The 20,829-nt window shown below is 52.4% G+C and carries 15 protein-coding genes and 2 pseudogenes; 5 read left to right on the forward strand and 12 right to left on the reverse strand.

All coding sequences use genetic code 11. The features are described 5' to 3' along the window. Positions 1 to 107: 107 nt before the first annotated feature. From gabT to HV311_RS05470, 5 genes are all read right to left on the reverse strand, one after another. The gene (gabT, locus tag HV311_RS05450; protein ID WP_019077521.1) at positions 108 to 1,391 is read right to left on the reverse strand and encodes a 4-aminobutyrate--2-oxoglutarate transaminase; all 1,284 of its coding nucleotides are present in this window, start codon (positions 1,389 to 1,391) and stop codon (positions 108 to 110) included. Positions 1,392 to 1,416: 25 nt separating this feature from the next. After that, complete coding sequence (gene gabD, locus HV311_RS05455; protein WP_191220816.1) at positions 1,417 to 2,865, reverse strand: NADP-dependent succinate-semialdehyde dehydrogenase; 1,449 nt, start codon at positions 2,863 to 2,865, stop codon at positions 1,417 to 1,419. Positions 2,866 to 2,888: 23 nt separating this feature from the next. Next, positions 2,889 to 4,157, reverse strand: a complete 1,269-nt coding sequence (gene lhgO, locus HV311_RS05460; RefSeq protein ID WP_191220817.1) for an L-2-hydroxyglutarate oxidase — start codon at positions 4,155 to 4,157, stop codon at positions 2,889 to 2,891. A 19-nt stretch (positions 4,158 to 4,176) separates the two neighbouring features. Continuing rightward, positions 4,177 to 5,154: a glutarate dioxygenase GlaH gene (gene glaH / locus HV311_RS05465; RefSeq protein WP_016154132.1), complete on the reverse strand. Its 978-nt coding sequence runs from the start codon at positions 5,152 to 5,154 to the stop codon at positions 4,177 to 4,179. Between the two features lie 260 nt (positions 5,155 to 5,414). Then, positions 5,415 to 6,017 (reverse strand): short chain dehydrogenase, encoded by a 603-nt coding sequence (locus HV311_RS05470; RefSeq protein WP_191220818.1) that lies wholly within the window; start codon positions 6,015 to 6,017, stop codon positions 5,415 to 5,417. A gap of 98 nt (positions 6,018 to 6,115) precedes the next feature. Between HV311_RS05470 and HV311_RS05475 the strand changes: the two genes are divergently transcribed. Continuing rightward, positions 6,116 to 7,006, forward strand: a complete 891-nt coding sequence (locus HV311_RS05475) for a LysR family transcriptional regulator (RefSeq protein ID WP_016154130.1) — start codon at positions 6,116 to 6,118, stop codon at positions 7,004 to 7,006. 43 nt (positions 7,007 to 7,049) lie between these two features. Here the strand turns inward: HV311_RS05475 and HV311_RS05480 are convergent, their stop codons facing one another. Genes HV311_RS05480 through HV311_RS05490 form a run of 3 tightly spaced genes read right to left on the reverse strand, consistent with a single transcriptional unit; the run spans position 7,050 to position 10,001 of the window. Then, complete coding sequence (locus tag HV311_RS05480) at positions 7,050 to 8,564, reverse strand: tripartite tricarboxylate transporter permease (protein ID WP_191220819.1); 1,515 nt, start codon at positions 8,562 to 8,564, stop codon at positions 7,050 to 7,052. A 10-nt stretch (positions 8,565 to 8,574) separates the two neighbouring features. Beyond that, the gene (locus HV311_RS05485; protein WP_016154128.1) at positions 8,575 to 9,009 is read right to left on the reverse strand and encodes a tripartite tricarboxylate transporter TctB family protein; all 435 of its coding nucleotides are present in this window, start codon (positions 9,007 to 9,009) and stop codon (positions 8,575 to 8,577) included. Between the two features lie 14 nt (positions 9,010 to 9,023). After that, positions 9,024 to 10,001, reverse strand: coding sequence for a Bug family tripartite tricarboxylate transporter substrate binding protein (locus HV311_RS05490; RefSeq protein WP_080859118.1), 978 nt, complete (start codon positions 9,999 to 10,001; stop codon positions 9,024 to 9,026). Positions 10,002 to 10,154: 153 nt separating this feature from the next. On the opposite strand from HV311_RS05490, the gene tctD reads away from it, so the two are divergent. Continuing rightward, positions 10,155 to 10,829 (forward strand): transcriptional regulator TctD, encoded by a 675-nt coding sequence (gene tctD, locus HV311_RS05495; RefSeq protein WP_016157281.1) that lies wholly within the window; start codon positions 10,155 to 10,157, stop codon positions 10,827 to 10,829. Next, a complete protein-coding gene (locus HV311_RS05500; protein WP_191220820.1) occupies positions 10,816 to 12,267 on the forward strand; it encodes a sensor histidine kinase in 1,452 nt (483 codons plus the stop codon). Before tctD ends, HV311_RS05500 begins: the two co-directional genes overlap by 14 nt. Here HV311_RS05500 and HV311_RS05505 read toward each other — a convergent pair. Genes HV311_RS05505 through HV311_RS05520 form a run of 4 tightly spaced genes read right to left on the reverse strand, consistent with a single transcriptional unit; the run spans position 12,260 to position 17,217 of the window. Then, positions 12,260 to 13,342 carry a fimbrial protein gene (locus HV311_RS05505; RefSeq protein WP_191220821.1) on the reverse strand — a complete coding sequence of 361 codons (1,083 nt, stop codon included), beginning with the start codon at positions 13,340 to 13,342 and terminating at the stop codon, positions 12,260 to 12,262. The genes HV311_RS05500 and HV311_RS05505 overlap by 8 nt on opposite strands. 10 nt (positions 13,343 to 13,352) lie before the next feature. Next, positions 13,353 to 15,905 (reverse strand): fimbria/pilus outer membrane usher protein, encoded by a 2,553-nt coding sequence (locus tag HV311_RS05510; RefSeq protein WP_191220822.1) that lies wholly within the window; start codon positions 15,903 to 15,905, stop codon positions 13,353 to 13,355. Between the two features lie 13 nt (positions 15,906 to 15,918). Beyond that, positions 15,919 to 16,590 carry a fimbrial biogenesis chaperone gene (locus HV311_RS05515; protein ID WP_047499484.1) on the reverse strand — a complete coding sequence of 224 codons (672 nt, stop codon included), beginning with the start codon at positions 16,588 to 16,590 and terminating at the stop codon, positions 15,919 to 15,921. Positions 16,591 to 16,644: 54 nt separating this feature from the next. Beyond that, a complete protein-coding gene (locus tag HV311_RS05520) occupies positions 16,645 to 17,217 on the reverse strand; it encodes a fimbrial protein (protein ID WP_169330488.1) in 573 nt (190 codons plus the stop codon). A 1,048-nt stretch (positions 17,218 to 18,265) separates the two neighbouring features. On the opposite strand from HV311_RS05520, the pseudogene HV311_RS05525 reads away from it, so the two are divergent. Both HV311_RS05525 and HV311_RS05530 read left to right on the forward strand, forming a co-directional pair. Continuing rightward, positions 18,266 to 19,681: pseudogene (locus tag HV311_RS05525) on the forward strand (undecaprenyl-phosphate glucose phosphotransferase). Then, positions 19,671 to 20,789: pseudogene (locus tag HV311_RS05530) on the forward strand (capsular biosynthesis protein); the annotation flags it as partial. The pseudogenes HV311_RS05525 and HV311_RS05530, both read left to right, overlap by 11 nt. Positions 20,790 to 20,829: the final 40 nt, after the last annotated feature.

The raw sequence follows: 20,829 nt of genomic DNA on the forward strand, positions 1-20,829 counted from the left end.
TTCCCGCGCCGGGGCACGCGTATTTATTGTTATTGACCCTGTCTGCCGGATGGCGGCTCCGCCTTATCCGGCCTGAGGATTGCGTTTTTTATTGGTCGAATGCGGTGTTAACCCTGCTTCGCTTCGGCAAAACACTGAGCGATAATGTCCAGCCCCTGGCGGATTTGGGCATCTTCAATGGTCAGTGGGACAAGAATGCGCAGTACGTTGTAGTAAGGTCCGCAGGAGAGCAGGATCAGCCCTTTATCGCGCGCACGCGCGACGATTTCCGCAGTCAGTTTGGCGTCTGGTTTCGTGTGATCGCCGTCTTCAAACAGTTCGATTGCGATCATCGCTCCCAGCCCGCGTACATCACCAATCTCGCGGTGGCTTTCCGCGATAGCCAGCAGGCCTTCGCGCAGGGTTTGCCCCAGGTCGTTGGCTTTTTGCAGCAGATTTTCCTGTTCGAAAATATTCAGTACCGCCAGGGCGGCGGCACAGGCAATCGGGTTACCGGCATAGGTACCGCCCAGACCGCCCGGTGGGATAGCGTCCATGACTTCGGCGCGCCCGGTCACTCCCGCCAGCGGGAAGCCACCGGCGATAGATTTGGCGAAGGTGGTGAGATCGGGCGCAACGCCCATCTGCTCCATAGCGAACAGCGTACCGGTACGGCCCGCGCCGCTCTGTACTTCATCGGCAATCAGCATGATGCCGTGCTCGTCACAAATAGCGCGCAGACGTTGCATAAAAGCAGGAGAGGCGGCGTAAAAACCACCTTCGCCCTGGACGGGCTCAATCACGATGGCGGCAACGTCTTCCGGAGCGGCATCATTTTTGAAGATACGGTGAATGCTGGCGATAGCATCGTCTTCACTGATGCCGTGCAGCGGGCAAGGATAAAGCGCACGATACACGTGGCCCGGCATTAACCCCATTCCTGCAGAGTACGGATTTACTTTCCCGGTCAGCGACAGGGTGTAGTGGGTTCGACCGTGGTAAGCGCCGCTGAAGGCGATAGTGCCGGTTCGTTTGGTGGCGGCGCGGGCGATTTTCACCGCGTTTTCCACCGCTTCCGAGCCGGTTGTCACCAGCAGGGTTTTTTTGGCGAAATCGCCCGGCACTTTCTTATTCATGATTTCGCACAGCTCCAGGTACGGCTCATAGGCCAGCACCTGGAAACAGGTATGGGACAGCTTTTTCAACTGTGCTTCTACCGCAGAGACGATCTGCGGGTGCAGGTGGCCGGTGTTCAGCACCGCAATACCGCCAGCAAAATCGAGGAATTCACGGCCTTCAACGTCCCAGACTCGACAGTTTTCTGCACGCTCGGCAAAAATAGGGTGGATTTGTCCTACGCCACGGGGAACGGCGTTGCTGCGGCGTTGCATAAGTTCTTTGTTGGTGCTCATCAGGTGTTCTCCAGTATTTATTTTATTAAAGGCCGATGCACATATATTTGATTTCTAAGTAGTCTTCGATGCCGTATTTCGATCCTTCACGGCCAAGACCGGAGGCTTTGATTCCCCCAAACGGGGCGACTTCGTTGGAGATAATGCCGGTGTTAATCCCGACAATGCCGTATTCCAGCGCTTCGCCAACGCGAAAGACACGGCTCAAATCACGGGCGTAGAAATAGGCGGCCAGACCAAACTCGGTGTCATTGGCCTGAGCGATGACGTCAGCCTCGTCCTTAAACCGGAACAGCGGAGCCAGCGGGCCGAACGTCTCTTCTTTGGCGACCTTCGCGTTGTCAGGCACATCCACCAAAATGGTGGGCTGGAAGAAGTTGCCGCCGAGTGCGTGAGGTTTGCCACCCGCGATAATGCGCGCGCCTTTATCCAGAGCATCGGCGATGTGTTCCTGCACTTTGGCTACCGCTTTCTCGTCGATCAGCGGCCCGGTGGTGACGTCAGGTTGCAGACCATCACCGAGGTGCAGTTTGCTCACTGCCTGCTGGAGTTTTTCGGCAAAACGGTCATACACGCCGTCCTGCACGTACAGGCGGTTGGCGCAGACACAGGTTTGGCCTGCGTTACGGAACTTCGATGCCAGTGCGCCTTCCACGGCTTTATCAAGATCGGCATCGTCAAAGACGATAAACGGCGCATTGCCGCCCAGCTCCAGCGACACTTTTTTGATGTCTTTGGCGCACTGCTGCATTAACTGACGGCCAATTTCGGTTGAGCCGGTAAATGACAGCTTGCGTACCAGCGGGTTGCCGGTCAGCTCGTTGCCGACCGCGCTCGCTGAACCGGTCACCACACTGAAAACGCCTGCCGGGATCCCGGCGCGATTGGCAAGCTCTGCCAGCGCCAGTGCGGAGTAGGGGGTCTGGCTGGCCGGTTTAAGCACCATTGTGCAACCAGCCGCCAGCGCCGGACCAGCTTTGCGGGTAATCATCGCCGCGGGGAAGTTCCACGGCGTAATCGCGGCGGTAACGCCGATCGGCTGTTTGATGACGATTAGGCGTTTGTCGGCCTGGTGGCCGGGGATCGTATCGCCATAGATACGTTTGCCCTCTTCGGCAAACCACTCAATAAAGGAAGCGGCATAGGTGATTTCACCTTTGGCTTCTGCCAGCGGTTTACCCTGTTCCAGGGTCATCAGACGGGCGAGATCGTCCTGATGCTCAATCATCAGGTTGAACCAGCTGCGCAGGATGTTGGCCCGCTCTTTGGCGGTCAGCGCACGCCAGGCGGGCAGAGCGCGGTTAGCGGCGTTAATCGCTTCGCGGGTTTCATCCGCCCCCATTTTCGGTACGCTACCTAATTGCTGACCGTTGGCGGGGTTGGTCACCGCGATGGTCTCGCCGCTGTTGGCGTCACGCCAGTTGCCGTCGATCAGTGCTTGCTGGCGAAATAAGGTTGGATCGTTAAGTTGCATAATTGCGTCCTGTCTAAATCGTTTTAACGGGTGAATGCGGCGTGTAATGTTTCCACGCTACGTGCCGCACGCAGCGTGCGTCCGGGATTACTCTGGTTCTCCAGCAGCGCATGAACTTTGCTGACAATATGCGCGCCGATAGGGATCGCCGACGTTGCTGCCGGAGAAGGCGCGTTACAGGTGTGAATTGAGCGTGGCGTGGTGACAAACAGGAAATCGTCGATTAGCTTGCCGTCCGGCGACACAGCCTGTGCCCGCACGCCTGCAGGCCAGGGCTGCAGATCCTTGAGCGTCAGACTCGGGCAGTACTTTTGTACCAGCCGCAGATAACCGCTTTTGCACAGCGAATTCTTCATTTCGCCAAGTCCTGAGCGCAGGTTGTTTTGCAGCACGCGACGAATGCCGGAAGAGCTGAGGATCTCCAGCGTATCGCTGAGCGAGAAGTCGCGTTTACGGTAGCCTTCACGTTTAAATGCCAGTACCGCGTTGGGGCCCACGGTGACGCTGCCGTCAATCATCCGGGTCAGATGAACGCCGAGAAACGGCATCGCCGGGTCGGGGATGGGGTAGATCAGATGGTTGACTATCTGGTTATGTTCTGACGCCAGACGGAAATATTCGCCACGGAACGGACAGATGATAAAGCCGGGTTCAACGCCGAGCATTTTCACTAGTCGGTCCGCCATCAGGCCAGAGCAGCTGATCAGCGTCGCTCCCTCAAATTCCTGACCCTGACGGGTATGTACGACAACGCCCGCAGCGTGCTCTTTTAGCGCGCTGACCTCAGCGTTGTAGATAATCTCACCGCCTTTGGCCTGAAATATCTTCGCCATCGCGGCGGTGACTTCGCGGTAGCTGACGATCCCGCTCGACGGAACAAAAATACCGCCCAGCCCGGTGATGTTGGGTTCACGCTCGCGAAGCTCCTGCGCATTCAGCCATTCGCGCTCAAGGCCGTTAGCGGCGGTGCGATCCCACAGCGCGCGCATGCGCTCCATTTCCAGTTCGGAGGTGGCAACCAGCATTTTTCCGCAGACTTCGTAGCGGATGCCGTTTTGATCGCAAAAGGCTTTTGTGGCGCGATTTCCGGCCAGGCAAAACTGCGCCTTCAGGCTGCCGGGGGTGTAATAGACCCCGGCATGAATTACGCCGCTGTTGTTGCCCGTCTGATGACAGGCCGGGCCGGACTCTTTTTCCAGCAGCGCGATTCTGGCGTCCGGATAGACATCAATCAGCTGCATGGCGGTCGACATGCCGATAATGCCGCCGCCAATAATCACAAAATCATACATCCGCTTTATTCCTTCGCGCTTACTGATGGGTCTGGTAGTGGTTTGTCGCATAAGCGAAATAACCACGCTGGCGCATCAGTTCGCGGCGCAGGTCAGGATGTGAAGTGAAGCGATCGCGACCGTGCAACCAGAACAGGTTGTTGATTAGCAGGAATTTACCGACTGAAACCGGAACGGAAATAATGGCCTTGCTGGTTTCCAACGCATCGGACAAATCGCTCAGCCAGACGCCTTCTTCATAATCTTTTGGCTGGACGAACTGGTCGATGTAGCGCATCACCGGGCGGCCCTGCTGGTCAACGTCAAACACCGGATGGAACACTTCCTGGCTGACGTTTTTGCTTGGCGGTGCGGCAAAGCGCATGGCGCGACGCGCCAGCGGGTGGGTAAAGTACTGATCCAGATGTTCCCAGTCGTCGAGGTGCAGCAGCAGCGAGTTACCGCCGGTCATGTTCTGCTCGTCAATCTTCATCATCAGCACATAGTCGGTGATTTCTTCGAGGTAGGTTCCGTCGTTATGCAGCTCCATTACACGGTGCGGCTGGCGCAGATAGCTGTCTGAGTTATCAACGTTTTTCACCACAAAACGGGCATAGTATTGACCGCTCATCGCATCAAAATTGGAGCGCCCGATAAGATGCGCTACCGCCGTCGCCAGCTTGACCATCTCTTCAGCCTGTGCCACATCATCCACGCCGACGGCGTTGATCAGCAGTGCGCCTTCGGCACGATCGAGCAACGTTTTCAGCAGCAAAGGCTGCAACTGATTGCCGCACAGGTCGTCGAGGATCTTGCCCACTTTGAAGCGCAGGAAGGATTTGTATTCCAGTGCCTGCACCGGCCACTGCGCTACGGCTTTCAGAAATTGCTCAGTGGTCTCAGCGGAAAAAGTCAGCTCCAGCAGGCGTGGGGACTGGGCTGATGGTTTCAACGTGAAACCGCTGTAGTGCTGGGCTGGATCATCAGCGTTCGGTTTTACGGCAGTCAGTGCGTTCATCAAATCGTTCCTCTCAGTAGATTGTCAGGGAGATATGGCGCAGCTCGTTTCGTAGCCATAAATTAAAAATATCTACATTTTTGAAAAACGCGCACAGAATGAGCTTGTTTGTTTATTATTTGTGATCAAAAACAACAATTATTTAACATCATAAAGAGTGAGGTTAAGTGCGGGGAGGAGAAGGGAGGACAGGTAATGTTATTTTAAAACAAAGAGTTAATTATTCTGCCGCTGAGGGTAACTCAACGGCAGCAGCAAAGTCAGTAACCGACTTTATAAATGCGTCCGGTTTGGATGCCTTCCACGCTGCGGCGATAGGCGTTGGCAACGGTAGCGGCGGGGACGCTTTCAAAGCCTGGGAAGAAACCATCGTATGCTTCGGCGGATTCACTGAGTACGGTTGGGCTTATCAGGTTTATGCGCTGACCACGACCTAGCTCACAGGCAGCAGCGCGCACAAATCCTTCCAGTCCGGCATTGATCGTTGCCGCATTCGCCCCTTGTGCGATGGGTTCATGGGCGATAATGCCGCTAATCAGCGTAATCGAGCCGCCATCATTGAGGAAATGTTGCCCGGTTAATGCCAGACGTATCTGGCCTAACAGCTTATCCTGTAATCCCTGATTAAAGTCCTCGTCGGTCATTGTCGACAGCGGGCCAAAGAACAGGTTGCCGGTGGCGGAAACGATCGCATCTACCCGATCGACTTTTTCAAACAATGCCTCGACACTCTCCTGCGAGGTGATATCGACTTGGTAATCTCCCTGCGTGCGACCTACGCGGATCACCTCATGTTTACGGCTTAACGTTTCTGTGACTGCGCGCCCCACTGTACCGCTGGCACCAATAATGACGATTTTCATAACCACCTCCAGAATAGTGTGAGCCGCTATTCTTTAATGAAAATGAAATCGGATAAACTGGCTATAAGTTAGATGATTACTAACCAGAGGTTTGTAATATGGATAAGCTGCGCGGCATGGAAACGTTTATCGCCGTGGTGGAGAGCGGAAGCTTTACCTCCGCGGCAACAAGACTCGAGATGTCTGCGGTGATGGTGGGAAAATATATCACCCAACTGGAAGCACAGCTCGGCACGCGTCTGCTGGAGCGCAATACTCGCCGCCAGAGCCTGACTGATGCCGGGCGTGTCTATTTTGAAGAAGCCCGCCGCGTGCTGGAGCAGGTGTCGATAGCTGAGCGTTCGGTAGAGCATCTGCGGCTGGCCCCTGCGGGGACGCTGCGCATTAGCGCGCCTACTTCTTTTGGCGCTTGCGTTATCTCGCCGCTGGCCGCTGCGTTTTTACAGGCCTGGCCAGAGGTGCGCATTGAGCTGGATCTGACCAACCGGATGGTTGATCTGGTGAATGAAGGCGTCGACCTGGCGATCCGTATTGGCGATATCCATCAGACTGATGTGGTGGCGAAATACCTGTGTCCTTACCGTATGGCGATCTGTGCATCAAAGGATTATCTTGCCCGTCATGGCACGCCCCTTACGCCAGCGGATCTGGTGGATCATCTGTGCCTGTCCCATACCGTGTGGACCGCTCGCAACGAATGGATACTGCCTGGCGTGACGGGCGAAGTCAGATGGAAGCGCGATGCGATCCTGCGCTGTAACGATGGTCATGGCCTGCGTATGGCGGCGGTAGCGGGGGCCGGACTGTTATTGCAACCGGAGGTGCTGCTGGCGCAAGAGCTGGCTACCGGGAAACTGATTCGGATACTGGAAAAGTTTACGCCGCAGCCGCGGCCGATTCATCTACTGTGGCGACAAGATTTGCGTCCGCTGCCCAAGCTGACGCGGTTTGTTGAGCACGTACTCAGTGCCGTTCAGGAATTAAGATGAAAATGCCGGATAAGGCGCGTCAGCGCCGCTATCCGGCATATTATTAGCTGATATCCACCTGCGGTTTGCTGTTACGTTTACGAATCAGGCGTAGCACCGGCGGGACAACGATAACCAGTACCGCCATCACCAGCAGCACTTTCGCCACGCCGCTGGCCCACAGAATATCCATATTACCGTTACTGATAGACAGCGCCCGACGCAGGTTCTGCTCCAGCATTTCCCCCAGAACGAAGCCTAAAATCAACGGCGACATCGGGAAGTGCATTTTGCGCAATATGTAGCCCAGCACGCCGAGGGCAACCATCAGCACCAGATCGAAAGTGGTGCTGTGGACGGCGTACACGCCCACCGCGGAGACTGCCGCGATAGCCGGTACCAAAAACCACAAGGGGATGGTCAGCATACGGGTAAACAGGCCGATCAACGGGATGTTCATCACCAGCAGCATTACGTTAGCAATCAGCAGCGCCGCAATCAGCCCCCAGACGATGTCCGGCTGTTCGGTGAACATGGCCGGACCCGGGGTGATATTGTACAACGTCAGCGCGCCCATCATCACCGCCGTGGTGCCGGAACCCGGTACGCCGAGCGTCAGCATCGGGATAAAGGAGCCACAGGCCGAGGCGTTGTTGGCGGCTTCGGGGGCCGCCACGCCGCGTATATCCCCTTTGCCGAAGCTGTCGCTATTGCCGCTGAGCTTTTTCTCGGTCATGTAGGTGATAGCGCTGGCAATGGTTGCGCCCGCGCCAGGCAGGACGCCGACGAAAAAGCCAATCACCGATGAACGCAGGGTTGCGCCAACGCACTGCGCACCTTCTTTGGCGTTAAATAACATGCGGCCCGTTTTACGCACCAGCGTCTGGCCACTGCTGGTATGTTCCAGCATTAACAGTATTTCAGAGACTGAGAACAGCCCAATCACTACCACGATAAACTGCACACCGTCGGAGAGATGAACGCTGTCAAAGGTAAAGCGATAAACCCCGGTATTGGCGTCTACGCCGACGGTCGCAAGGCCGAGACCGATAAGCGCTGCCAGAAATGATTTCAGCGGGTTTTGCGCCATCATGCTGCCGAGGCAGGCAATGGCGAAAACCATTAAGGCAAAGTATTCCGCCGGACCGAAGGCCAGCGACCATCGGGCTAACGCCGGGGCAAACAGAATGATGCCGCCGATAGCGATAAGCGAACCAATGAAAGAGCTGACCGCCGAGATAGAGAGCGCAACGCCGCCGCGGCCTTGCTGCGCCATCGGGTAGCCATCCAGCGCGGTCATAATCGCCGCCGCATCGCCGGGAACATTCAGCAGGATGGAGGAGATACGTCCGCCGTATTCACAACCTATGTAGACCGTAGCCAGCAGGATCAGCGCAGATTCTGCAGGCAGATGCAAAGCGAAGGCCAGAGGCAGGAGGATCGCCACGCCGTTAATGGGTCCAAGACCAGGCAACAGCCCGACAATGGTACCGACAAAACAGCCAATCAGGGCGATGACCAGGTTTTCCGGCGTCATGGCCACCGCGAAACCCTGAGAAAGATAAATCCAGGTATCCATCGTTTCTCCGTTAACCCAGCCAGGCGCCGAGTGGTAAGGTGACGTCAAGCAGTCGGTCAAAGGCATACCACAGCAGAATGCCGAGTACCGCGCCGGAAATACCCGCAGCCGGAATGGTTGCGCCGAACAGCATGCCAATCACCACGGTGAGAATGGCGGTGGAGATGGGAAAACCGAGCCATTCGAAACCCCAGGCGTACATCAACAGAACAATCACCATCGTCAGCAGCTTTTGCAGCACGTGACGGCGGGGCCAACTGATGGTGTCGGGATGGCGCAACAGCAGCGCCACGGCGCATACCAGCATCAGGCTGATAATGCCAAGCGGAAAGGGACGCGGCCCAACCGGCTCATAGCTGTATTCGCTGGTGATTTGCCAGGCTACGAACAGCCCGGCTATACAGAGCAACAGCCAGATACCTGCAAAAATACGATCGCTCATCATCTTTGCCTCTGCGCTTATTTCGCCAGACCAAAGGCTTTCGCCTGCTCACGGTAATCCGTGACCTGCTTTTTCACGTATTCGTCGAGCTGCTTACCGCTCATGTTGAATTCAAACAGGCCGCGCAGATCGCGCTGCTTTTTAAACTCATCGGTCTGCTGGAGTTTGTTAAAGGCATCAACCCACCACTGATACTCGGCGTCGCTGACTTTTGGTCCAACGTAGAAGCCACGAATGATGGGCCACACGAGGTCGTAACCCTGCTCTTTGGCGGTTGGTACGTTAGCTAACTGGCCTGGCAGACGTTCATCAGAGAACACGGCGAGCACGCGGATTTTGTCGCCGCTAAGATAAGGCACCATCTCGCTGAGATCGCCGGAAACCACCTGGACGTGATTCCCCATCAGCGCGGTGACCGGTTCGCCGCCGCCCTCAAAGGCCACATAGCGCATCTTATGTGGATCGACGTTGGCTTTTTGCGCCAGCAGCGCCGACTTCATCCAGTCCTGACTACCGATAGAGGCGCCTGCGCCAATGACCACGCTGTTAGGATCTTTCTCCATAGCCGTCAGCAGATCTTTCAGCGTTTTCCAGGGTGAGTCCTGGCGTACGGCAATCATGCCGTAGTCAGTGCCCACACTTGCCAGCCAGCGGACATCATCAACGCCGTAGCGACCAAACTTCCCTTGTGACAGGTTCAGCAGCGAGCCGCCGGAGAATGCCACTACGGTACCCGCTTCAGCCGGACGTTGCGCGACGATCGCGTTATAGGCCACGGCGCCAACGCCACCGGGCATGTAGGTAACGCGCATCGGTTTTTCGATAGCGCCGGTTTCCATCATGCTCACTTGAATCAACTTACAGGTGAGATCGAAACCACCGCCAGGTTTAGCAGGGGCGATACATTCTGTGCGCGATGGCGCTTGTTCCGCCAGAACAGAGGTACTCATCAGTAAAATGCTTGCAGTAAGGGTACGAAGTAACTGTTTTTTCATTGTTTATCCTCACGCCGGAAAACCGGATTTTCGGGTACGGAAGAAGATTTTTGTGATTATGTGAGCCGATGTGTAGCAGTTCGGTTGCGTGATTGTTAAAACATTAACCTTTCAATTCCCTTTCAATGCGGCAGAAACTTTACAGGATGTGATATGCGTCTCTTATTAGCGGAAGATAACCGTGAGTTAGCTCACTGGCTGGAGAAAGCGCTGGTGCAAAACGGTTTTGCCGTCGACTGCGTTTTTGATGGCCTGGCGGCCGACCATCTTTTACATAGCGAAACGTACGCGCTGGCGGTGCTGGACATCAATATGCCGGGACTGGATGGTCTTGACGTCGTTCAGCGCCTGCGCAAACGCGGGCAGACGCTTCCTGTGCTGCTGTTGACGGCGCGCAGCGCGGTGGCCGATCGGGTGAAAGGATTGAACGTCGGGGCCGATGATTATCTGGCAAAACCGTTTGAAATCGAGGAGCTGGATGCCCGGCTGAGGGCTTTGCTACGCCGCAGCGCGGGGCAGGTGCAGGGCATACAGCAACTGGGCGAACTGGCGTTTCACGATGAGGGCTATTTTCTGTTGCAGGGGCAGCCGCTGGCGCTCACGCCGCGCGAACAGGCATTGCTGACGGTGCTGATGTACCGTCGATTGCGACCGGTTTCGCGTCAGCAGTTGTTTGAACAGGTCTTCAGTCTAAACGATGAGGTCAGCCCCGAAAGCATTGAATTGTACATCCATCGTCTGCGTAAAAAGCTACAGGGAAGCGATGTGCGCATCGCCACGCTGCGCGGGCTGGGCTATGTGCTGGAGCGTAGCGATGAAGTGGGTTAAACCCCAATCGTTGTACCTGCAACTGCTGATGTTTCTGGGTTTGCCGCTCATGTTGTTGTGGGGGCTGTCGGCATTTAACAGCTATGTCAGCGCGCTACAGGCGGCGACGCAGGCGTATGACCGGACGCTGCTCTCGTCTGCCAGAACCGTCTCCGAGCGACTGGTGGTGCACAACAAACAGCTGGAAGTGAATGTGCCGTGGGTGGTGCTGGACAGCTTTGAGCTGAATATGAACGACAGATTGTATTACAAGGTGGTCGACCCGGCGGGGAAGGTTATCTCAGGTTATGACGATTTACCTGCGATGCCGCCTGCGACATCGCGTACGCGGCTTTATCCGGCGCTGGCGTGGTTTTATCACACTGAATATCGCGGGGAGGCAATTCGCGTGGCGCGTCTGCTGCAGCCCGTCAACGAGGGCGGCATTATCGGCATGGCCGAGATTTATGTCGCCGAAACGCTGCAATCGCGACGTTACCTGGCGCGACAGCTGCTGTTTTCCTCGTGGGTTTCGCAAGGGCTACTGGTGCTGCTCACGCTGGTGCTGGTCGGCTGGTTGCTGCGTCGGGTGTTACGCCCGATGCGCCAGCTGTCATCGCTGATGGTGCGTCGCGAGCCTGGGCTGCTGACGCCGCTGCCGGAGCTGCTGCCGTGGTCGGAAACCCGTCTGTTGATTGTGGCATTCAACCGTTATCTGGACCGACTTCGCGGCCTGATCTCTCGCCAGGAGCGCTTCAGCGCGGATGCTTCCCATCAGCTTAAAACGCCGCTGGCGGTGCTAAAAACTCAGGCGGCGGTGGCCCTCGCCAGCCAGCAGCCGCAGCAATGGTATGAGAGTCTGCAAGCCATGAGCTCCACGCTGGACAACACCATTCAACTGACGGAAAGGCTGTTACAGCTGTCGGCTGTGAAGCGCAAAGAGCAAGGAGAAAGGCACTTCTCGCCGGTTAATTTGTATGAGGTGGTGCAAAGCAGTTGTTTCACGCGACTGGCGCAGGCGCGCAGTAAAGGGATCGATCTGGGCTATGAAGGGGAACAGAATGCGGTGTGGATTGAGGGCGATGAAGTCCTGCTTGGCGAACTGTGCGGGAATCTGCTGGATAACGCACTGAAATACACGCCGCCGCATGGTGTGGTAACCGCCCGTCTGCTGCGAAAAGGAGAGGCGGTGGTGCTGGTGGTTGAAGATAGCGGGCCGGGCATCGATGAGCAGATGGTGCACCAGGCGCTGCTACCGTTTCACCGCCTTGATAACGTCGGTAATGTCCCTGGCGCCGGGATAGGCCTGGCGCTGGTCAACGACATTGCTCGTCTGCACCGCACGCACCCTCAGCTATCACGGAGTGAAGCATTAGGCGGGTTAAGCGTACGACTGCGGTTTTTATGCCTGGTGCGAGACGCTCAGGACGATCAGCATCGTCCTGCGCCTGTTATTTAAAGGTCACCGTAGCATTGACAGGGATACTAAATGTGCCGGGTTGGGGAGGATTTTTCAGCCAGAACAGGGTTGCCATGAACTCTTTGCGTCGGCTGTCGCTCTGGTTGGTAAACGCGCTGCTGGCAAAATCGATACGGTTGCCGCTGATAATGTCCCCGGAGCCGGGGTGTGCAGCATCCTGAAGCGTAACGCCGATATCTGGCGTCCCCTGACCGGTAAAAACTGCGCCGCTGTTGCTTGTGGTGCCGGTAAACGTTACCGCGTAGTTGATGCCGCGACATTCATGCTTCCCGGCGGCTTCTGCGGCAATAACGGCAAACTGTTTACTGTGGCTGTTATCTTTTCCCACTTTTGCTTCGGTAATGCTGATCCTGCCAAACTCGACGGTATCCGTTCCTTTGTCAGAGCTGATAGAGACGATCGGTTCGCAGTTGATATAACTGATGTTATTCAGGCCATTAAGCGCGGGGCCAAAGTTTTTTGCCGGATTGCTGGTGGAGCAATGCGAACCGCAGGCGTTAATGCTGCCAATACCGTCGACGACGAAAACTTTGTTGATGGTGCGACCGGCCAGCGCAGGCAAAGGATCCGGGAGTTTTCCGGTAGCGACCAGACTGAGGTTAAAGGTGAAAGAAAATGTTTGTGGGCGCGCCTGGCAGTCACTGGCATGGCTGTGGCTATTACTGCTGCAGTAGTTGTCTGAACGTGTTCGGGGCAACGTTGCCTGATATTGGGTGGCGACGGCCTGGGCACTTTGATCGTAGGGGCGACCATCAATGCTCACCACCAGTTTCATATTGGTTCCCTGCAGAAAATGCGCAAACTCATGATCAGGGTCGATGTAGATTTTGGCGGCTTCGCCGTGGGGCATATAGTCTGTGTCGCTGCAGGTGACGCTAACGGTTTGTGGATTGGACACCCAAACGGTGTCCCCGGCGGTGGTACTGTGGCTGATTTTAATGGGATCAACCTGTACGGAGATGTTGTTTGCTTTACAGGTAACTGCATAGCTTGCACTACTGAATATCGGCAAACAAAGCAGCACCACGAGTTTAACTATTTTTAACGGATTCATTGATTGCACCTTACGAGCCGACGCACTGGGCGGTAATTTGTGTATATCCGATTTTCTTCACCGGCTGGTTATGGTTATCCGGCATTTGAATAAAGCAGTGTTCATTTGCATGGGAGCCCCAGCGCACTTCCAGGCGAGAATTGTCTTCCACGCCGCTGGCATACAGTGCGCCATGCATACCGACCAGACCGTGGCTACGACCTTTGGTATCTCGTACGTTCGCGCCGACCGGGGGGGCAATATTGCCGGGCATGACGGCATTGACCAGATAGTTGCGGCCGCTGAAGGTTTCAAACACCACTTTGCCGATGGCTTTCTCTGTTGGAACAATTTTTTTCTGTGCCTGCGGAATATCCAGCCCGGCACCAATATCAGCGGTATTCAGACTCACCACGTTGTAATGCCATGCGTTTGCGGCGGTAAGGACCGCATAGCCGTTACCGTCAATTGCCACGCCATTTTGTTGCTGGATATGGACACCGTCGGCATTTTTGGCCTCGACCAACACCATGGTGTCGCCAGGAGAGTGCATGAGCGTCACGCCGCCTGCGTGCAGCATTGCCCCGCCGCTGATGCCCATATTCATATTCTGGTAGTTGCGTCCTGCGCTGTAGCCCCCCTGAACATTCATCTTATCGCCTTGCCAGGCGGCGTTAACCCCGGCAGAGGAATCCTGTCGATCGGTGGTACTGCCCTGAACGCCCCAGCTCAGACGATCGTCAAATGCTGTATTGCTGTAGCTGGTGGAGTAGCTGTCGCCATTCTGCTGGCTATGCATGATGTTGGTGGAGACAAAGCCGCGGCTATCCATGAAATCGAATGGAATGGAAAGCGTCAGGTTGATACTGCGGTCCTGGTAGTCGTACTGGTTACGGGTATCCTGTACATAAACGCTCCAGTTGATTTTCCCCAGTGTATCGTTGTAACCCAGCTGTATCGTGCGGTCGTGACTCCCGTTGTGCCAGTAGTTTTGCTGGCTGGCGCTGACGTAAAGAGAGGCGTTATCCCACAAACGCTGGTTAACAGAGACCTCAAAACGTTGACGGCGATTATTGTAGTTAGTGGTGTAGTAATGCTTTTTGTTGTGCTCTTCGCCAGGAAAACGCAGCTGTTGATTCGGGTCGTCATAGGCGATGTCGTAATAGCCCGAGGACCAACTGTTATGCTCGTTAATGGTGTCGCTAAAGCTGTAATAACCGGAGGTATTGTAGCGGTAGCCTACCAGACGGAAATCCGTACCGTACTGGTTCAGCGATTTGGAGTATAAGAAACGATAACTTTGTCCTGTGGACGCATCTCCACTGGCGAGCTGCGCTCTGGCGGTAGTGATATCGAAAGAGATCGCGCCGAACTGGTGCAGATCCTGCGCGATCCCGGTGGCAATCGCATTATAGCTTTCTGCGGTCAGGAAACCACCGTACAACGTGGAGCCAAAGCTGAGACCATAACTCAATGTGCCTTGAACAAAGCGGGGCCGCCAACCGCCGCTGTAACCGTCGCGGTATTCCCCTGCCGTAAACTGAAAGCGGTTGTTACCTGCACGCAGCATGTTCGGTACCGCCGAATAAGGCACACTGAAATTACGCCGACTGCCATCGGCTTCAATAACGCTGACGTTCAGGTCGCCGCTTTGGTTGCTGGGGTTAATATCGTCGATGTCAAACGCGCCTGGCGCGACGTTTTTACTGTAAATCAGATAGCCATTTTGACGGATTTCGATTGTGGCATTGCTATTGGCGACGCCGCGAACGACTGGCGCAAAATCGCGTTGGCTATCAGGCAACATGTTTTCATCGCTGGTGAGCTGTGCCCCGGTAAACTGGATGCTGTCAAATACATCGTCGTCAGTATATGTTTGCCCGAAGCGCAAGCGGCTACGCAGCGCAATAATATTACGTTCCACCCACGTGGAAACCGCCTGCCATTGACGGCCTGAACCGCTGGCATAGCTGAAAGTAGACTGGTTGCGAAAATGCCATCCCGCCAGGTTTATACCGTTGGCAAAACTGGCAAAAACAGAGTCATGATCCTGGCCCTGTTCAATCAGGTGCGTCGTATTGGCGTTGTAGCCGACAAAAGCGGCATTAATCCCATCGTCATAGGCCGATTCAGGCACGGCGTCATGCGCAGTCGAAAGCAGAAACGCTTCCGGCACTGAAATATCAATGCGCTGGTAGTTTGCATCTGCCGTCAGGCGGCTGTTTGCGATCAGAGCCGTGAGCTCCACGCAGGTATCGGCGTTACCTTCAGGAATTTTAATCCCGTATTTGCGCAGATCGTCCGCGCTCAGGCAAGGTTGCGGCTTGCCTTGTGGTTGACGTCTTTTAAAGTCAACATTGCGCGTTTCGACGAAGCTATGGTCAAGATATATATCGTATTCAAACGTACCTTCGCTAAGTCCGTCATTACGGTCTATTTGCACTACGGAGGTAATATTTTGCGTACCATGTACAAAACGGGTATTAAACTGCGGCGTGCTGCTGGCGTATGCAGGTATGCACACGGCCAGCGTTGACAGCGTAAAGAGGGTGTACCGTTGCGGGTGCTTATTTTTTTTCATCATGTGCAACCCTAACTTAATTGCAAGATACCGGGACGTTATTAACCGCGTTAGTGCCGCCGTAATCATCTACCCAGCTAAAACCGATATGGCTGACTTTTTGCTGTGACAACGCAAACGTGCGTTCGCCATGCGGATTAATCATGTCGGCATCAATGTTTTGGCCGTTAATATGTAATTGCGTCAGGGAGATATGTAACGGCGTCGCATTGACCGCCCGCAGAGTATGACCGTGGCACTGCCACTGTAATTTCTCAACGGCTTCAGGTAGCGTCATATTCAGCCCAACAGGGCGATAAAATAGTTTGATGCGAATACGCTGCGCCAGCTGTAAGGTATTTTCTTCATTCTCGATGGTGGGGATTTCCTGCACATTAATCCACACTACAGATTCAACATCCTCAGGAAAGCCGTTGCCCTGATAAATAGCTCGCAACACGGCTGATTTATGGCCGTCAAGTTTCAGGATCGGGGGCGTAATTAACATTGGCAGATTGGCAGGCGTCTCATCCGGATTACCATTATCCAGCCACGTCTGTACCATATATGGCTTGTCTGTATTATTGTTGACGTCAAACATCGCCGCTTTATCGTTCTCATTATAAATAACGCGTGTTTGACCCAAATTAATTGCGCTGTGAGCGGTGCTAACCACACACAGCAACAGGTAAAAGAATATTTTATTCATCAGGTGCACTTTCCAGGTTCAGGGAAGAGTGCCATCCATAGCAATCAACGTCCGTTATTTATAAATGACGGTGTAATTCATATCCGCAGTGATCGTGCCAGCCGCAGGCAGCGTTGCGCCAATTTGCTGATATTTGGCGACCAGATCGATTTGTGCATCGCCATTATGATCTGGTGTTAATATCACCTCATTACTACCTGAAGCGAAATTAAGGGCATGACCCGCTTGATCCACTTCGATGCCAACATCGGTGGCAGGAGTCGAACCACGAGTCGCTTGCAGAAGTGCTGCGTTACTGCCAGGGGTTTTACCAGTAAAGACCACCACATAGCCGCTTCCTCCAGTTACCCCACTACAGCCGCTAAATTGCAACGTAAACGGAGTATTACCGGTGCTAGAGCCCGCGCCGCTAAATAGCTGGTTGGTAACTTGTGGCAATGCCACTGTTTTACCTGACTGGTTTGCTGTGCTCACCACGCAGGTACTGGCAACAATTTCACCGGTAAAATGGACCGTCGCGGTGGCTTTAGAACCTGTTGCGGCAGTGGTAACGTAATTCGCTGCTGCGCCAGCATTAGCGGCAAACAAAGCGACCAGTACACTGCTGGTAAGTGCAGTTTTCATCATCATAACTCCGTTAAATTTATTATTTACCCAGAAAAGTACTTGTCAGAGGCACAGATTCAGCTGGAGTTCATCAACGTCAAAAAATGATGTAGGACTTCATTTGAAAGAAATGATTAACGTGCGTAAATTGCTCAACAAGTAATCCGGCGCGGATATTATTTATTTGCGAAAAATAAGTAAACAAAATTTTTTGGCATGATTGAATGGCTTTGGAAGGTGTTTTTATATATATCTTAACAAAAGTATATACATTGTTATCAATAATTCGTTGGGGCGATTTACGCTGCTTTTAACAAAATTTTAATGCTGTCATTTATTCTCTTCTCTTTATTTTAAATCGATGTGTTGGTAAGCGCTGAAAATTCTGATGTTAAAGGTGTGTTCATGCAGAATGTTGACATTAGTAATATGTAACACGCATTTTCTCAATGATTGGCTATCGTTTTAATTTAAGCCATGCTTGCCACTTCTACTCATCGGAGTTGCTACAATTATTTAAACTAAATTTTTTTTACTATTCGTTTTTTTTTGAATTTTGAGCGTGAAAATGAAAGCAATCGCAGACTCTTCGTAAAATACCTTATTTATAATAAGGTTGCTAATCATTGCTTTGTAAATGTGTTACTAAGTTATTTTTATGGTGGGAATTATAAATAGACTTATTGATTTCTTCTGTCGCTCTCCAGGACTCTCATCACTGGCCGTAGCGCAACGAGGTTTGGGCAAAGTATTGCTTTTTGTAAGGTTAACCCGTTGTCAGGCGCTCATCATGTGATTCTACCCGCTGGTAGCTTATGAATTGTGATCTGTCAATGACGTTTATGTTGCAATTAATCATGTTTTTTAAGGATGAAATTAAAAAATATTACCAATAAATAATCATCTAAATCATTGGGTTGCATTTGTATGGTGCGAAACCCATCACATTGTATTACATTGTTTTTTACATTTACTGACAGTGTGCCATTGCGTTTTTAAGACTTGTGATATAATTAGCAACATAAATGAGAAAAAAACAATTAAAGATCAATAAATAATGGGCTGAGATATGCTTAAAAAATCGCTAAAGATTAGCAGCCAGGGATATCCAGTCTTTTTAAAGCTGGTCGATTTCATTGTAATCAATGCGACGTTAATTTTTAGCGCCCATCTGTTAGGTCTGGCGCCATTTAACACCATTGCCATTCTGAGTATTCTCTTCTCAGTCTTTTTCTTACTGTTTGCTGAATACATTAAAATGTATCAACAAAAGATTAAGACGATCGGTTTACGTAATCAAAAACGGTTGGTTTTTTGTACACTACTGGCGATTTTTCTGAACGAACTGGTCAGCATGACGGTGGCTGAACCCGAGTCTCTCGGCTACTTAGACAAACTGCCTTCCCCCTTTTATTCAGCGATTATTTACTGGTACTTCATCCCATTACCTTTTCTTTATTACATTCGCTTTTTCATTTTTAAATATTCAACGAAAAAGAGTATGCGCGTGGCGATTATTGGTCTGACTGACAATGGTCTGGCGGCAGAAAACGCGTTAATGGATGAATACGCTAATATCACATTAGATCTGGCTTTTTATGATGAGCGCGCCTTATCCCGCTGTGGCGATATCGTCGATAAGGTTAAAAGCCCCTTTCGTGGGCCGGTGATCAATCTGGTTGAGGAAGCCCGGCAGGGAAATATAGACGAAATCTACATCGCTTTACCGATGGTAGCTTTACAACGCATTCGTCATTTTTTGGCGATGATGTCAGACACCACCGTAGATACGTATATTGTTCCTGACTTCTACACCTACAGTAACAACATGTCCAAGCTGCGCTCCATTCACAACCTGCAAACTATTGGCATTTTTAGTTCGCCGTTTGAAGGGGCGGGGTCGTTTATCAAGCGGGCGGAAGATTAGGTACTTGGTAGCATCATTATGGTGATGATTTCTTCGCTGATGTTGGCCATTGCCATTGGAATCAAACTCACTTCCCGCGGGCCAGTCTTTTTCAAACAAGATCGGTATGGTCTTAGCGGGCAAAAAATTAAGGTCTGGAAGTTTCGCTCGATGCGCGTTATGGAGAACGCCGATACGGTTATTCAGGCCACTAAAAACGATCCGCGGGTAACCAAGTTTGGTAGTTTCTTACGCCGCACCTCACTGGATGAACTGCCGCAATTTATCAATGTATTGCAGGGAAGTATGTCGATTGTCGGTCCCAGACCTCATGCGGTTACGCATAATGAGCAGTACCGTAAACAGGTCGAAAATTACATGATCCGCCATAAAGTTAAGCCTGGGATCACCGGGCTTGCGCAGATCAACGGTTTCCGCGGGGAAATCGATGCGCTTTATAAGATGGAAAAAAGGGTTCAGTACGATATTGAGTACATTCAAAACTGGTCTTTATGGTTGGATATAAAAATTATTATTAAAACTATTTTCAAAGGATTTATCGGTAAGAATGCATACTAAATTACTCGTGATTACCGGAATCGTGATATCGCAGCCCGTATGGGCTGATTTAACACCGAAATCACACATTGGCTTTGCGGGGATCGACTTCCAGGGCAAGGTCGCTGTGGACTATGGTTATAATGATAACGTGTCTTATCAGCCACATAGCAGAGATGCTATCGGTTCCTCGTTTCAGAGCGCAGCGCCCGTTTTGAGTATGATCGGAGAGCGCGGTCAGGATAAGTATTTACTGATGTACTCCGGTGATTATCGTAACTACTCAAGCGATTCCGCTGATAACTATAACGATCATTTTTTCCGTTTTAACGGTGCCTGGCGCTATGGGCTCAAGCACGGCTTAACACTCAATCTGGAGGATACGCTTGGGCACGAATCCCGCGGTCGAGGGATCACTGAGGGGTTTCTACCGGGTCAATTCGAGCAGTATGGGATTAAATCTCCGCTGACGACGAATTTTATCAACAGTGAATTGCGCTACAGCTATGGCGCGCCGGATGGGCGCGGGAAAGCGGAACTGGCGTTGTTATACAAAAAACTGACGTTCGGTAATACGTCCGACGCCCAGGAGAGTAGTGAAGATTTCTACAATTACATTCAGGAACAGGAATGGCACGAAAATAGCCTGGTGGCAGAAATTTTTGACCAATACACATCCAGAACGCGTTTTCGCTATAGCTTTATTACTAACCAGCGTCACTATGATAACAACTCAGAAAAAGACACTAATGAGTATTATTTACTGTATGGCCTGAAGTCACAGTTGACGGGAAAAACCAATGTCGACATGAATATTTCATGGTTGTACAAGACATTTGAAAACAACGCAAACTCGCATGATTTTAATGGTCTAAACTGGGATATAAAAGGGGAGTGGAAGCCGTTACAGCAGTCTGTTTTTACGGTGCACTCAGCGCAAAGCATTAAAGACCCATCGGAAGTTGGGGGATATATTTTAGTCACCCAGTATGGTCTTTCTTACCAGCACTTCTGGTTAGGCAACCGTTTTTCTACCTTGCTGGATTACTCATACACTTCAGAAGACTATAAAAAACAGAATAAAGATCGGCATGATAAAGATGGGGTATTTAGCGTAACCATGAGCTATGGAAGGTGCGAACAAGTCCCTGATATGAGATCATGTTTGT

The sequence above is a fragment of the Citrobacter sp. RHBSTW-00881 genome (assembly GCF_013728515.1).
In the GTDB taxonomy this organism is placed as follows: domain Bacteria; phylum Pseudomonadota; class Gammaproteobacteria; order Enterobacterales; family Enterobacteriaceae; genus Citrobacter; species Citrobacter braakii.